The organism is Agromyces hippuratus, assembly GCF_013410355.1.
Taxonomy (GTDB): Bacteria; Actinomycetota; Actinomycetes; order Actinomycetales; family Microbacteriaceae; genus Agromyces; species Agromyces hippuratus.
Window position 1 is genome coordinate 1457293 of sequence record NZ_JACCFI010000001.1, and the last position, 13636, is coordinate 1470928.

Annotated in this window: 10 protein-coding genes; 3 read left to right on the forward strand and 7 right to left on the reverse strand. The window is 70.4% G+C overall.

Translation table 11 applies throughout. The features are described from left to right. Positions 1–41 precede the first annotated feature (41 nt). The 3 genes from BJY17_RS06825 to BJY17_RS06835 all read left to right on the forward strand — a co-directional run bounded on the left by BJY17_RS06825 (position 42) and on the right by BJY17_RS06835 (position 3468). On the forward strand, positions 42–1919 hold the full coding sequence (locus BJY17_RS06825; protein ID WP_179550696.1) for an ABC transporter ATP-binding protein: 1878 nt from the start codon (positions 42–44) through the stop codon (positions 1917–1919). Positions 1920–2062: 143 nt separating this feature from the next. Continuing rightward, positions 2063–2890, forward strand: coding sequence for a hypothetical protein (locus tag BJY17_RS06830; protein WP_179550697.1), 828 nt, complete (start codon positions 2063–2065; stop codon positions 2888–2890). A gap of 74 nt (positions 2891–2964) precedes the next feature. Continuing rightward, complete coding sequence (locus BJY17_RS06835; protein ID WP_179550698.1) at positions 2965–3468, forward strand: 2'-5' RNA ligase family protein; 504 nt, start codon at positions 2965–2967, stop codon at positions 3466–3468. Here BJY17_RS06835 and BJY17_RS06840 read toward each other — a convergent pair. The 7 genes from BJY17_RS06840 to BJY17_RS06870 form a co-directional block, all read right to left on the reverse strand. Further along, positions 3440–6496 (reverse strand): alpha-mannosidase, encoded by a 3057-nt coding sequence (locus BJY17_RS06840; RefSeq protein ID WP_179550699.1) that lies wholly within the window; start codon positions 6494–6496, stop codon positions 3440–3442. The genes BJY17_RS06835 and BJY17_RS06840 overlap by 29 nt on opposite strands. Positions 6497–6507: 11 nt before the next feature. Next, positions 6508–7383 (reverse strand): carbohydrate ABC transporter permease, encoded by an 876-nt coding sequence (locus BJY17_RS06845; RefSeq protein ID WP_179550700.1) that lies wholly within the window; start codon positions 7381–7383, stop codon positions 6508–6510. Continuing rightward, positions 7380–8186 carry a carbohydrate ABC transporter permease gene (locus BJY17_RS06850; RefSeq protein WP_179552753.1) on the reverse strand — a complete coding sequence of 269 codons (807 nt, stop codon included), beginning with the start codon at positions 8184–8186 and terminating at the stop codon, positions 7380–7382. The genes BJY17_RS06845 and BJY17_RS06850 overlap by 4 nt, the downstream gene beginning before the upstream one ends. Before the next feature lie 147 nt (positions 8187–8333). Continuing rightward, positions 8334–9680, reverse strand: a complete 1347-nt coding sequence (locus BJY17_RS06855; RefSeq protein WP_179550701.1) for an extracellular solute-binding protein — start codon at positions 9678–9680, stop codon at positions 8334–8336. 106 nt (positions 9681–9786) lie between these two features. After that, positions 9787–10989: an ROK family protein gene (locus tag BJY17_RS06860; RefSeq protein ID WP_179552754.1), complete on the reverse strand. Its 1203-nt coding sequence runs from the start codon at positions 10987–10989 to the stop codon at positions 9787–9789. Positions 10990–11121: 132 nt separating this feature from the next. After that, positions 11122–11502, reverse strand: a complete 381-nt coding sequence (locus tag BJY17_RS06865; RefSeq protein ID WP_179550702.1) for a DUF1622 domain-containing protein — start codon at positions 11500–11502, stop codon at positions 11122–11124. 174 nt (positions 11503–11676) lie between these two features. After that, entirely contained in the window at positions 11677–13542 is a 1866-nt protein-coding gene (locus BJY17_RS06870) for a phosphoenolpyruvate carboxykinase (GTP) (RefSeq protein ID WP_179550703.1), read from the reverse strand. Positions 13543–13636 lie beyond the last annotated feature (94 nt).

Sequence of the window (13636 nt, forward strand, 5' to 3'; positions counted from 1 at the left end):
GGATGCGGCATCCGTTCGTCGAGGCATGCCAGGAAGAGGACATGAGCGACACCCGCACCCGACGATCCCCCTTCTCGCGGCGCACTGAGACCACCGGCCCGCGTGCCACGTTCCGGCAACTGCTGCCCTTCATCTTCGAGCACCGCCCCGTGCTCATCTGGGTCGCGATCCTCTCCGTCGTGGGCGCGCTTGCGAGTCTCGCCCAGCCGTTGCTCGTCGCCCAGGTCATCCAGGTCGTCGAAGCCGAGGAACCACTCGGCGGCATCGTCTGGGCGCTCGTCGCGCTCGTCATCGTGAGCGGCGTGATCACCGGATACCAGCACTACCTGCTGCAGCGCACCGGTGAGGGCGTCGTGCTCTCGAGCCGCAAGCGCCTCATCGGCAAGCTGCTGCGGCTGCCGATCGCCGAGTTCGACACCCGCCGCACGGGCGACCTCGTCTCGCGCGTCGGCAGCGACACGACGATGCTGCGCGCCGTGCTCACCCAGGGACTCGTCGAGGCCATCGGCGGCACCGTCACGTTCATCGGCGCGCTCATCGCCATGCTCGTCATCGACCCCGTGCTGCTCGGCCTGACCGTGCTCGTCATCGCCGTCGCCATCACGACCGTCACGCTGCTGTCGAGCCACGTGCGCGAGGCGTCGCACCAGGCGCAGGCGAAGGTCGGCGACGTCGCGGCATCCGTCGAACGCGCCATCGGTGCCGTGCGCACGATCCGTGCCGCCGGAGCGACCGAGCGCGAGATCCGCGACGTGGAGGCGCACGCCGAGGGTGCCTGGCAGATGGGCGTGAAGGTCGCGAAGATCTCCGCGCTCATCGTGCCGGTCGCCGGCATCGCGATGCAGGTCTCGTTCCTCGTCGTGCTCGGCGTCGGCGGTTTCCGCGTGGCATCCGGCGCCCTCACGGTCGCGGACCTCGTCGCGTTCATCCTGTTCCTGTTCATGATGATCATGCCGCTCGGCCTGTTCTTCGGTGCGATCACCTCGGTGAACCAGGCCCTCGGCGCCCTCGGCCGCATCCAGGAGATCCTCGACCTGCCCGACGAAGACGCGCACGACCGCGAACTCGCCCCGCTCGCGCTCATGGTCGGCGAGGCGAACGAGGGCGTGCTGCCCGGTGCCCCGGCGATCGCCTTCGACGACGTCTCCTTCGCCTACGCGGCGACGCGTCAGGACCCGGCCGACCCGGCGAACGAGTCCGTCGACGAGCACCTGCCCGAGCCCGACGTCACCGACCGCCAGCCGGTGCTGCGCGGCGTCTCGTTCCAGGTGCCGCGCGGGCAGCGCATCGCGCTCGTCGGCCCCTCCGGTGCGGGCAAGTCGACGATCCTGGCGCTCATCGAACGGTTCTACGACCCCTCGGTCGGCACGGTGCGCATGGGCGGCCTCGACCTGCGTTCGCTCGACCGCGCCGAGCTCCGCGCGCAGATCGGTTACGTCGAACAGGATGCCCCGGTGCTGGCCGGGAGCCTCCGCGACAACCTCAAGCTCGGCAGCCCCCACGCGAGCGACGCGGCGTGCGAGCAGGTGCTGCGCGCCGTGAACCTCGGCGGCGTGCTCGATCGCGACCCCGCGGGCCTCGATGCCGCCGTCGGCGATGACGGCATCATGCTCTCGGGCGGCGAGCGCCAGCGGCTCGCGATCGCCCGCGCGTTGCTCGCGGCTCCCCCGATCCTGCTGCTCGACGAGTCGACCTCCTCGCTCGACGGGGTCAACGAGCGCATGATGCGCGATGCCGTCGACGCCGTCTCCGAGGGGCGCACGCTCGTCGTGATCGCGCACCGGCTCTCGACGGTCATCGACTCCGACCGCATCATCGTGCTCGACGAGGGCCGGGTGATCGGCGAGGGCACGCATGCCGAGCTCGTGGCCAACGTACCCCTCTACCGCGATCTGGCGGCGCACCAGCTGCTCGTCTGAGCCCGTCGACGGTGCGCCGCCTCAGTGCGAACCCGAGCGAAACTCAGTGCTCGCTCGGATGGCGCGCCGAAGCCCGCTCCGTAGCGTGGACTCCCGCATCCCCCACCGGATGCCCCGAGCCCACGCCCCACGGAGGACCCATCATGACCATCGCAACCGTCTCGAACGAGCGCGATCTCGACCGTCTCGACGAACTGCCCGTCGACCTCATCGACGAGCTGCCCGATGCGGCCGACGAGGCCGAGACCGCCACGACCCGCAGCGGCCTCGGCAACTCGTTCGACCGCGTGCAGGCCGGCATCCAGGGCTGGCTCCGCCACTGGGAGCCGCTGCGGCTCCCCGCGTTCACCGCCGTGCGCGACGTCATGCCCGATGACGACCACGGCCGCTCCTCGCTGCAGGCCGCCGCGACGCAGCCCGACGGCGCCGTGCGGCTGACGGCGAGCCTCTACGATCCGCCGAACCGCGACGGCGACCCGCTCGCATGGTCGCGCAACTGGGCGAGCCTCGCCGTGCTGCCGCCGGCACGGGAGGCGGGCCGGCTCTTCTACCGATTCCGGGTCTCGAGCCGGCTCGTGCTCGACGGTCAGGCCTCGCTCAGCCTCGTCTCGACGAGCGTGAACTTCGGCGTCGTCGCGGACATCGGCAAGGCCAGCCCGTTCCACGTCACCGGATTCGCGACGCCGATCGCACGCCCGCTCATGGGCGTGCAGTGCCGCGAAGACCAGGATGCCTCGGCGTCGCAGGTCTTCGAGGGCTCGATCGCCGTGCGCCAGGGCGAGACCCCCGCGATGGCGTTCGTCATCGGCGCCGACCTGCTCTTCGAGCACGGCTGGGTGCGCGTGCACGAGGGGTCGAGCACCTGGATCGGGCCGACCGACCCCGGCGCGAGCGGCACGATCGAGTTCCGCTACGCGCCCGCGGCGATGCTGCGCCTGCTCGGCCGACTCGACGAACCGCACGTCGCCTGAGCCATGCGGGCGGATCCCGCCATCCGGTCGGTTCGGCACTGTACGCCTCGGCCGGTGAGGACGAGAATCGGCGGATGACGCGCTTCGTCATCGTGCTGCCGCTCTCGCCGCTCACCGCCGCCGAGTCGTTCACGGTGGCCGACTGGCCGCTGCACGTCACGCTCGTGGAGCCCTTCGCCACGGACCGGCCGAGCGAGGTCGTCGCGGCGGCGCTCGGCAGGGTGGCCCGCGATGCGTCGGCGATCACCAGCACCGCGGGTGAGCCCGCCATGTTCGGCCGTCGCCATGACGTGCCGGTGACCCTCATCAGAGACGGCGGCGAGATCTCCGTGCTCCGAGGCGAGGCGCTCGCCGCCCTCGCCGGCGCCGAGGTCGAGACCGGGCACCTTCGCAGCGATTTCCGCCCGCACGTCACCGTGAAGCGCCACGGCCGGCTGGAGCGCGGCGACCGCGTGCTGCTCCGCCAGCTCGCCCTCATCGACATGCGGCCGCCATCGGGCTCGCATCACCGCCGCGTGCTCGGCGTGTGGCCGCTCGGCGCGGCATCCGTCACTGGAGCGCTGCCGCCACGCGACTGATGCGAACGGTCGCGAGCTGGAACGGGCGGAGCTCGAATCGCCAGGCACCGGGCGTTCCCGGCACCGCCGCGAGCCGGGCCCGGGACTCGTCGAGGGGCCGCTCGAGCAGGTCGACCTCGGTCGCCACCGCTCCGGGGAGCTCCGCGGAGAGCACGGCCTGCCTGCGCGAGCCGTGCGCTTCGTAGAGCCGCACCACGACATCACCCGAACGGTCCTCGGCGAGCTTGACCGCCTCGACGATGACCCCGTCACCCGCGACCGCGATCAGGGGGGCGATGCGGTCGACCGCGGCATCGACCACGCGTCGCGGGGGCACGTTGAGCCGGTAGCCCTCGGCGACGGCCTCGGGGATGCCCGCGCCGGGTGCGATCGCCACGCGGAAGACGTGGGACCCCTGGTCGGCCGTCGGATCGGGGTAGCGGGGAGCCCGCAGCAGCGAGAGCCGCACGGTGGTCACCGTGGCCCCGTCGACCACGGTGCGCGCGATGTCGTGTCCGTAGGTCGCGTCGTTGGCGACGGCGACGCCGAACCCGGGCTCGCCGACGTGCACCCAGCGGTGCGCGACCGACTCGAAGCGTGCCGCATCCCACGAGGTGTTCGTGTGCGTCGGTCGATGCAGGTGACCGAACTGGATCTCGGACGTCGCCCGCTCGGCGTGCACGTCGAGCGGGAACGCAACCTTCAGGAGCTTCTGCCGCTCGTGCCAGTCGACGTCGAACCGCACGTCGAGCGCACCGCCCATCGCTTCCAGCGAGATGCTCTCGACGACCTCGGATCCGCCGAACCGACGGGTGATGCGCACGACGGCGCAGGCCGGGTCGTCGTCGACGATCTCGATCGACTCGAGCTCGCGGAGCTCGACGACGTTCCGCCGGTCCTGCACGTCGACGTCCCAGGCATCCCACTGGTTCGGGGTGTCGCGGAAGAGCTGCAGCAGCTTCGCCGCACCGCCCGCGGGGATCGCGTCACGGCCGGTTCTCCGGTCGACGAGGGAGACGAGGAGCCCCTGCTCGTCGAGCACGGCCTCGAGCCGGGCGTTCGCCAGCACGATCCGTTCGCCGTCGCGCCGCACGGTGGCCGCGGCATCCGTCTCGGGCGTCGTCGCTGCGGCGAGCGCGGCGACGCCGCCGAGCGGGAGGGGGCCGGCGTTCGCCACGACGGCCTGCTCCCCCTCGCCGACGAGCGCGCGCAGCGAGCGCGCGATGATCGCCTCGAGCGTGTCGGCGACCTCCGCGTAGCGCCGCTCGGCCTCGGCGTGCACCCAGGCGATCGACGACCCCGGCAGGATGTCGTGGAACTGCTGCAGCAGCACAGCGTGCCAGGCCGTCTCCAGTTCGTCGTACGGGTACTCGAGCCGCCCGCGCACCGCCGCGGTCGCGGCCCACAGCTCGGCCTCCCGCAGCAGGTGCTCGCTACGCCGGTTGCCGCGCTTCGTGCGCGCCTGCGAGGTGTAGGTGCCGCGATGGAACTCGAGGTACAGCTCGCCCGACCAGACCGGCGGCTTCGGCAGTTCGGCCTCCGCCGCCTCGAAGAACTCGCGCGGGCTCGACAGCACGACCCTCGGCGACCCCTCGAGATCCGCCGTGCGCGCGGCCGCGGCGAGCATCTCCTCGGTGGGGCCGCCGCCGCCGTCGCCCCAGCCGAACGGCACGAGCGAGGTGTTGGCCGAGCCGTGCTCGGCGTACTGTCGCTCCGCCCGCGCGAGCTCGGCGCCCGAGAGCTCGGAGTTGTACGTGTCGACCGGAGGGAAGTGCGTGAAGATGCGCGTGCCGTCGATGCCCTCCCAGTCGAAGGTGTGGTGCGGCATCACGTTCGTCTCGTTCCACGAGATCTTCTGCGTGAGGAACCAGCGACTGCCCGCCGCACGGGCGATCTGCGGCAGCGCCCCCGAGTAGCCGAACGAATCCGGCAGCCACACCTCGAGCGGTTCGACGCCGAACTCCTCGATGAAGAAGCGCTTGCCCGCGACGAACTGGCGGGCGAGCGCCTCACCGCCCGGCATGTTCGTGTCGGACTCGACCCACATGCCGCCGACCGGCACGAACGAGCCCTCGGCCACCCGCCGGCGGATGCGTTCGAACAGCTCGGGATACGCCGCCTTCAGCCAGGCGAACTGCTGAGCGGATGACGCGGCGAACACGAAGCCCGGATTCCGCTCGATGAGCGCGTCGACGTTCGAGAAGGTCCGCGCCACCTTGCGAACGGTCTCGCGGGTCGGCCACAGCCAGGCGCTGTCGATGTGCGCGTGGCCGACGCCGTGCACCCGATGCGAACTCGCCCAGGCCGGGGCCACGAGTGCGGGCGCGAGCAGCTCACGGCCGCGCGCCGCGGTGCCCGACACGTCGTCGGGGTCCATCGCGTCGATGCATCGCTCGAGCGCGCGGAGGAGCTGCGCACGCCGGGGCAGCGCCTCGGGCAGCTCGGCGTGCAGTCCGCGCAGGGTCCAGACGTCCTGTGCGAGCTCCCACACCGGCAGATCCCGCAGGGCGACCTCGAGCCGGCGCATCCGGTAGAGCAGCGCGTCGCCGGCGGTGGCGGGATCGCCGAGCGGCGTCGGGGCGAACGACCAGCCGCCCTGGAGGTCGGGATTGGAGGCCGCCTCGAGGTACAGCTCGAAGTCCTGCCCGGGCCCGGCGTCGAGCGGCACCGCGCGGTTCAGCGGCTCGATCGCCTTGATGATCGCGCCGTCGGCACTCCAGACCGTGCCTTCGGCCTGGAAGCCGGGCGCCGCACCCGTGAACCCCAGATCCACGACGAGCTCGACCCTGGCATCGCGTTCGGCCGCCCAGGCCTCGGGCACCCGGCCGCGGATGCGGAACCACGTCGTGCCCCAGGGACGGCCCCACGGGGCATCCGTCTCGAAAGGGGTGAAGCGCTGCGCGACCGCTTCGGCGAACGGCACCGGCTCGCCCGGCGCCACCCACTGCTCGATCGAGACGGGAGCGCTCCGGCGATGGAGCGCCGGCTCGATGCGCTCGGCGACGAACCGTGCGATTCGTCGTTCGACCAGCCTGCTGTCGTCGTGCATCGGACCAACCCCTATCCCTTGATCGCGCCCTGCATGGCGAAGGAACCGCCGATGCCCTTCGACACGATGACGTAGAGCACCACCACCGGCAACGAGTAGATGAGCGAGTACGCCGCGAGCTCGCCGTATGCCACGGTGCCGTACTGCCCGAAGAAGCTGAAGACGCTCACCGAGGCGGGTTGCTTCGACGGCGACAGCAGCAGGATGAACGGCACGAAGAAGTTCCCCCATGCCTGGATGAAGACGAAGATGAAGACGACCGCGAGTCCGGGGCGCATGAGCGGGAGCACGATCAGCCGAAGCGCCCGCATCGCGGAGGCGCCGTCGACCCACGCCGCCTCCTCGAGCGAGACCGGCACCGAGTCCATGAAGTTCTTCGTCATCCAGATCGCCATGGGCAGGCTCGTCGCTGCGAGGAAGAACGTCACCGCGGCGAGGTTGTCGAGCATGCCGAGCCGCACGAAGAGGCTGTAGACCGGCACCATGATCGCCGTGATCGGAAGGCAGGTGCCGAACAGGATCGCGGAGAGGTACGGGGTGTTGAACCTCGAGTTGTACCGCGAGATCGGGTAGGCGGCGAGCACCGCGACGATCACCGTCACGATGGCCGATCCCGCCGAGAGCACCGTGCTGTTCCAGAGCGGCAGCAGCGTGCGCTCCGGCGTGAGCACGGCCGCATAGTGCTCGAGCGTGAAGTCGGTCGGCACCCGTGTCTGCTGGCTCGGCGCGGTGTCGACGGACGCGAGGAACAGCCAGGCGAGCGGCACCAGGAAGCACGCGGCGATGACGAGCAGCACGACGTTCGAGGCGAGGGCGGCGACCGCTCGACGCGGCGACGCCATGCTCAACCGTCGCGGGCGGGCCGGTGCCGCCGTCGGCCCGGTCATGCGTCCCGCCCGGGCCGGAGGGTGCGCAGGTAGAGCACGGAGAACACGGCGCCGATCAGGATCATGACGACCGCGATCGCCGACCCGTAGCCGATCTCCTGGAACTTGAACGCCTCCTGGTAGGCGAGGATCGGCAGCGTGGTGCTGCTGATGCCGGGGCCGCCCTTCGTCATCACCCAGATCAGCGTGAAGACCGCGAGCGTCTGCAGCGTGATCAGCATGAGGTTGGTGGCGATGCTCCCCCGGATCATCGGGATCGTCACCCAGATCAGTCGCTTGAGTCCGCCGGCCCCGTCGATGACGGCGGCCTCGGTGATCTCGGGCGGCACGTCGTTCAGCGCCGCCTCGTAGACCATCATCGAGAACGCGGTGCCGCGCCAGACGTTCGCGAGGATCACGGCGAGCATCGGGAACTCGTAGAGCCAGTTCGCACCGTCGATGCCGATGCCGGCGAGCAGTTGGTTGAGGGTTCCGTCGTCGGCGAAGTACGCGTACGCCGCGAACGCCGCGACGATCTCGGGCAGCACCCATGCGCCGACCACGATCGTGGTCACGATCGCGTGCGTGGCGCGGCCCACCCTGCCGAGGAGCAACGCGATCACCAACCCGAGCACGTTCTGGCCGATGACCGCCGATGCCACGACGAAGACGACGGTCAGCCAGACGGAGACCGGGAACCCCGGGTCCTGCAGGAGTCGCGTGTAGTTCTCGAAGCCGACCCACGACGGGTCCTTCGCGTTGCGGCCGGTGAGCGCGGTGTTCGTGAACGAGATCGTGACCGACCAGATGACCGGGCCCGCCATGAACAGTGCGAGCAGCAGGATCGACGGGACGACGGGGAGGAATCGTGCGATGGAGGTACGCGATGACCGGCCGTCGCGGGAGTTCGGGCGTTCCCGCGACGGTCGGACGGCGCCGTCACGCAGTGCCGATGTGGATGCCACCACCCGTCACTGCGTCACATTCTCATCGCCGACGATGCCGATCACGGCCTCGTCGTAGGCGGCAGCGGCTTCTTCGGGACTCATCTGCCCCGTCATGACCGCCTCGGTCGCCGCCTGGATCTCGGCCGAGATCTGCGGGTAGTCCGCCGTGGCCGGACGGAAGTGCGTGACGCTCACGAGGTCGGTGAAGAAGCCGATGAACGGGTTCGCCTCGAGATACGCCGGGTCTTCCGCGACGTCGGCGCGCACCGCGATCTGCGAGTTCGCGATGTTGTACTCGAGCGCGTTCTCACGGTCGAGCGCCATGGCGAGGAAGTCGAACGACTCGTCGGGGTGCTCGCTCTGCGCGCCCACCGCGAGCGTCCAACCGCCAGAGAGGCTCACCGCACCGTCGCCCTGGCCGTTCTGAGTCGGGAAGGCGGCGACGCCGATGTCGTCGACGTACTCGGGCCACTCGTACGATCCGCCCTGCTTCCAGAACGAGGGCGACCACGACCCCTCGATGGTGCCCGCGATCTGCCCGCCCGGGAACCACTCGCCGAACAGTTTCTGCCACATCGATCCGTCGAGCGCGACGTCGGGCGCCGGCGCGAGGCCCTCGCCGTAGAGGGTCTCGATGAACGCCAGCGAGTCGACGAAGCCCTCGGAGCCCGTGACCCACTTCTGCTCGTCGGCGTCGTAGAGGGTGTCGTCGGTGCCGTACATGAGCATGCCGAAGCCCTGCATGACCGAGCCCTCTCCGGCCGGCTTGCCGGAGTACACGTTGAACGCGACCTTGTCGGGCGAGGCAGCCTTGACGGCCCGCGCCGTCTCGAGGATCTCCTCCCAGCTCTTCGGCTCCCACGGGAGCGCGACCCCCGCGGCTTCGAGCACCGACTTGGAGTACCAGATCCCACGGGTGTCGGTGCCGAGCGGCACGGCGTAGACACTGCCGTCGTCGGCTCGACCGGCCTCCTTCGCCCCGTCGTTGAACTGCTCCCAGTCCTCCCACTCGGCGAGGTGGTCGTCGAGGTTCAGCAGGTAGCCGGCGTCGATGTCGCTGCGCACGCGGAAGGTGTCCTCGTAGAACACGTCGGGTGCCGTCTCGGCGCTCTGCTGCATGAGTGCGAGCTTCGTCGCGTAGTCGCCCTCGTCGGCCACGATGGGCTCCAGCTCGACGGTCACACCGGGGTTGGCGGCCTCGAACTCGGGCTTCACCTTCTGGAAGAGCTCGTCGAGCGCGACGAAGCCGTCGGTCTTCTGGTAGACGACCGTGATCGTCTGGGAATCGTCTGCCGCCGGGCTGCACCCGGCGAATGCGAGGGCCGCCGCAGAGACGGTCGCCACGCCGGCGAGTACGCGAGAGAAACGCATGGTGCTCCTTTGCTCCAGCTGGATCGAACGCGGTCGCGTCTGTCGAAATAGTAAATCGAATGGAATTACTCTGCAAGCCCCACGCGCAGCCGATTCGGAACCGGTGTCAGGCGTCGAGCATCAGGCGCGCCGCCGACGGCCCGAGCGTGCGCTCGAGCACCAGGCAGGCGGCCCCGACCGCGCCGACATCCTCACCCGCCGACGTGCCGACGACCTGCACCCGGCGGATGGACCGCGTGACGCTGAGCTCGTCGAGCAGGGCGGGAATGCGCTCCAGGTGATACGGGCGGAAGCGCTGCCAGAACGGGCCCCCGAACACGACTCGATCGACGTCGAGCAGGTCGGCGAGCACGGCGACGGCCTTGGCCGTGCGAGCCGAGGAGCGCTCGAGGATCTGCCGCGCTCCGGCGTCGCCGGCTGCCGCGAGATCGCAGAGCGCCGTGAACCGCACGTCGACGTCGTGGGCGCCGCTGCGCAGTCGCGTGTCGGCGAGCACGCCGAGCCGTTCGGCCTCAGTGACGAGCGCCTGCGGGGTGCAGGTGGCGGCGATGCATCCGTGCAGGCCGCAACTGCAGACGGCACCGCCCGGATCGACGACGATGTGCCCGATCTCGCCCGCGTTGCCCGAGGCACCGCGCACGACCTCGTCGTCGAGCACGAGACCGGCGCCGATGCCGGTGCCGAGGTAGAAGAACACGAAGCTGCCGACGCCGTTGGCGCCCCCGGTCCACATCTCGGCCACCGCCGCCGCCGTGACGTCCTTGTCGACCAGCACCGGGAGTCCGGTCGACTCGGCGAGCGCGTCGCGGAGCGGCACCCGGTGCCAGCCGAGCAGGTGCGGCGGATCGACGATGGTGCCGCGTTCGACGTCGATCGGACCGGGCGCGGCCACGCCGAGCCCCACGACCTTCTCGCGCAGCACGCCCGAGTCGGCGATCAGCCGGTCGAGGCCGTCCTGGATGCTCGACATCACGAGCCGGGGGTCGTTGGCGATGGGGGTGCGCCGGCGCGCGTGCGCGACCACGGAGCCCTCGAGGTCGAGCACGACGAAGGTCATCACGGCCGGATCGATGTGCACGCCGGCCGCATACGCGCCCGCCGGGTTCAGTCGCAGCAGTGTTCTGGGCTTGCCCGGGCCGGAACTCGCCTTGCCCGCTTCGACCACGAGGTCGCCGTCGAGCAGCCGCCGCACGACGTTCGAGATCGTCTGCGCCGAGAGGCCGGTCGCCGCCACGAGCTCCACGCGACTGCGGCCGTCGCTCGACCGGCGGATCGCATCGAAGACGACCGACTGGTTGAAGTCGCCCATGCGCGGCAGGTTCGTTCCGCGCCGCGTGCCTGTCGGATCGCCCACCCGGTCTCCTCGACTCGTTTCTCACGACGTTGGAGAAATGGTACTCCCACCGGCCGCCGGCGGTCCCGGTCGGCCCGGCGACCGCCGTCAGCCGGCTTCGGTCTGCACGAGCGGCGGTTCGTCGGCGGTCGTGCTGCGCTTCTGCCACGGCCAACGGCCGGAGACCTCGAGCTCGAGCGACCAGCTGAGGAACGTTCGGATGAGCACGATGATCGCGAGCACGAGCACCGAGTCGAGCGTCGGCGTCACGGCGACCGTCTTGATGATGTCGGCGGCCACGAGCAGTTCGAGGCCCAGCAGGATGGCGCGACCGAGCACGCGGCGGAAGCGATCGTAGATCGGGGACTTCCCGCGAATGCCCCTGAGCCCGGCATCGAGGCTCGCGTAGACGACGCCGACCACGATCGCCAGCACGCCGACGAAGTCGATGACCTCGCCGATCGTCTCGATGACCGTGCCGAACTCCATCGCGCCTCCTTGCGGCACACGCTAGCGCGCGAGGGAGCAGCGCGGCGTCAGGCGTGCCGAAGTGCCGTCGACGGATGCCGCGGGCGGCGCGCCTTCCCGAACGCGCGCGTCCGCGGCATCCGCAGGCGGCACGGAGATGCGCCCCGCGGGATCGCGGGGCGCATCGCCGTCGGGCTACGCCTCCTGGTGCGCCAGGTGGTAGCGCAGGCTCGAGAGCTCGGCACGCAGCGCCGCGGGCACGCGGTCGCCGAACTGGCCGAAGTACTCTTCGGTGAGGTCGCACTCGGCGAGCCACGAGTCGCGGTCGACGTCGAAGAGCTGCTCGATCGCGTCATCCGTGATGTCGAGGCCGTCGAGGTCGAGCGAACCGGATGCCGGGATCAGGCCGATCGGCGTCTCGACGACGTCGCTCGTGCCCTCGACACGGCCGACGATCCACTCGAGCACGCGCGAGTTCTCGCCGAACCCGGGCCAGAGGAACGAGCCGTCGGAGCCCTTGCGGAACCAGTTGACCTGGAAGATCTTCGGGGCGTTCTCGCCGAGCACGCGGCCCATCTTGACCCAGTGGCCCCAGTAGTCGGCCATGTTGTAGCCGCAGAACGGGAGCATCGCGAACGGGTCGCGGCGGAGCTCGCCGACCGTGCCCTCAGCGGCGGCGGTCTTCTCGGACGAGATCGTCGCGCCCATGAACACGCCGTGCTTCCAGCTGCGCGCCTCGGCGACGAGCGGCACGTTCGTCGCGCGGCGTCCGCCGAAGAGGATCGCGTCGATCGGCACGCCGTCGTGGGCGTCCCAGTCGTCGGAGATCTGCGGGCACTGGGCCGCAGCGACCGTGAAGCGCGAGTTGGGGTGCGCCGCGGGGCGACCCGAGTCGGGCGTCCACGGCTTGCCCTGCCAGTCGGTGAGCTCGGCGGGCGCCTCGTCGGTCAGGCCCTCCCACCAGATGTCGCCGTCGGGGCGCAGCGCCACGTTCGTGAAGATCGTGTTGCCCCAGAGGGTCTGCACGGCCGTCGGGTTCGTGGTCTCGCCGGTGCCCGGCGCGACGCCGAAGAACCCGGCCTCGGGGTTGATCGCGTAGAGGCGGCCGTCGTCGCCGGGGCGCATCCACGCGATGTCGTCGCCGATCGTCTCGACCTTCCAGCCGGGGATCGTCGGGCGCAGCATCGCGAGGTTGGTCTTGCCGCACGCCGACGGGAACGCGGCGGCCACGTGGTACGCCTTGCCCTCGGGCGAGGTGATCTTGATGAGCAGCATGTGCTCGGCGAGCCAGCCCTCGTCGCGTGCCATGACGCTCGCGATGCGCAGCGCGAAGCACTTCTTGGCGAGCAGCGCGTTGCCGCCGTAGCCCGAGCCGTACGACCAGATCTCGCGCGAGTCGGGGAACTGCACGATGTACTTGGTGTCGTTGCAGGGCCAGTCGGCCTCGGCGCGGCGGTGGCCGACGCCGTCGATGAGCGGGTAGCCGACCGAGTGCACGGTGCGCACCCACGGCTCGCCGGCCTCGATGAGGCGGTAGACGGCGTCGCCCATGCGGGTCATGATGCCCATCGAGAGCACGACGTAGGGCGAGTCGGTGATCTCGACGCCGAGCTGCGAGATGGGGCCGCCGAGCGGGCCCATCGAGAAGGGCACGACGTACATCGTGCGGCCCTTCATCGAGCCGTCGAAGACGTCGGTCAGCTCGGTGCGCATCTCGCGCGGGTCGCGCCAGTTGTTCGTGGGGCCGGCGTCCTCTTCGTACGTCGAGCAGATGAAGGTGCGGTCCTCGACGCGCGCGACGTCCTTCGGGTCGGTGCGCGCGAGGAAGCTGTTGGGGCGCCACTCGGGGTTCAGCTTGATGAGCTTGCCCTCGGCGACGAGCTGCTTCGTCAGCAGGTCGGCCTCGTGCTGCGAACCGTCGCACCAGACGATCTCATCGGGCTTGGTGAGGCCGGCGATCTCATCGACCCACGCGCGCAGGGCTGCGTCGGTGGTGCCGCGACGGATGCTGCCGGCCGAGTCGGATGCCTCTGTGCCGATCGAGAACTCGGAGATGGTCATCTTCGTCCCTTCCAGATTGGTGCCGACGTGAGCCGGAACTGGTTCGTACTTCAAGAATGCGCGCTGTTGAGGCATCCGTTCGGCCAATTCGGTC

Coding starts and splice junctions, on each gene's coding strand:
- BJY17_RS06825 (WP_179550696.1), top strand. CDS start 42: ATGAGCGACACCCGCACCCGACGATCCCCCTTCTCGCGGCGCACTGAG.
- BJY17_RS06830 (WP_179550697.1), top strand. CDS start 2,063: ATGACCATCGCAACCGTCTCGAACGAGCGCGATCTCGACCGTCTCGAC.
- BJY17_RS06835 (WP_179550698.1), top strand. CDS start 2,965: ATGACGCGCTTCGTCATCGTGCTGCCGCTCTCGCCGCTCACCGCCGCC.
- BJY17_RS06840 (WP_179550699.1), bottom strand. CDS start 6,496: ATGCACGACGACAGCAGGCTGGTCGAACGACGAATCGCACGGTTCGTC.
- BJY17_RS06845 (WP_179550700.1), bottom strand. CDS start 7,383: ATGACCGGGCCGACGGCGGCACCGGCCCGCCCGCGACGGTTGAGCATG.
- BJY17_RS06850 (WP_179552753.1), bottom strand. CDS start 8,186: ATGGCGGGCCCGGTCATCTGGTCGGTCACGATCTCGTTCACGAACACC.
- BJY17_RS06855 (WP_179550701.1), bottom strand. CDS start 9,680: ATGCGTTTCTCTCGCGTACTCGCCGGCGTGGCGACCGTCTCTGCGGCG.
- BJY17_RS06860 (WP_179552754.1), bottom strand. CDS start 10,989: ATGGGCGACTTCAACCAGTCGGTCGTCTTCGATGCGATCCGCCGGTCG.
- BJY17_RS06865 (WP_179550702.1), bottom strand. CDS start 11,502: ATGGAGTTCGGCACGGTCATCGAGACGATCGGCGAGGTCATCGACTTC.
- BJY17_RS06870 (WP_179550703.1), bottom strand. CDS start 13,542: ATGACCATCTCCGAGTTCTCGATCGGCACAGAGGCATCCGACTCGGCC.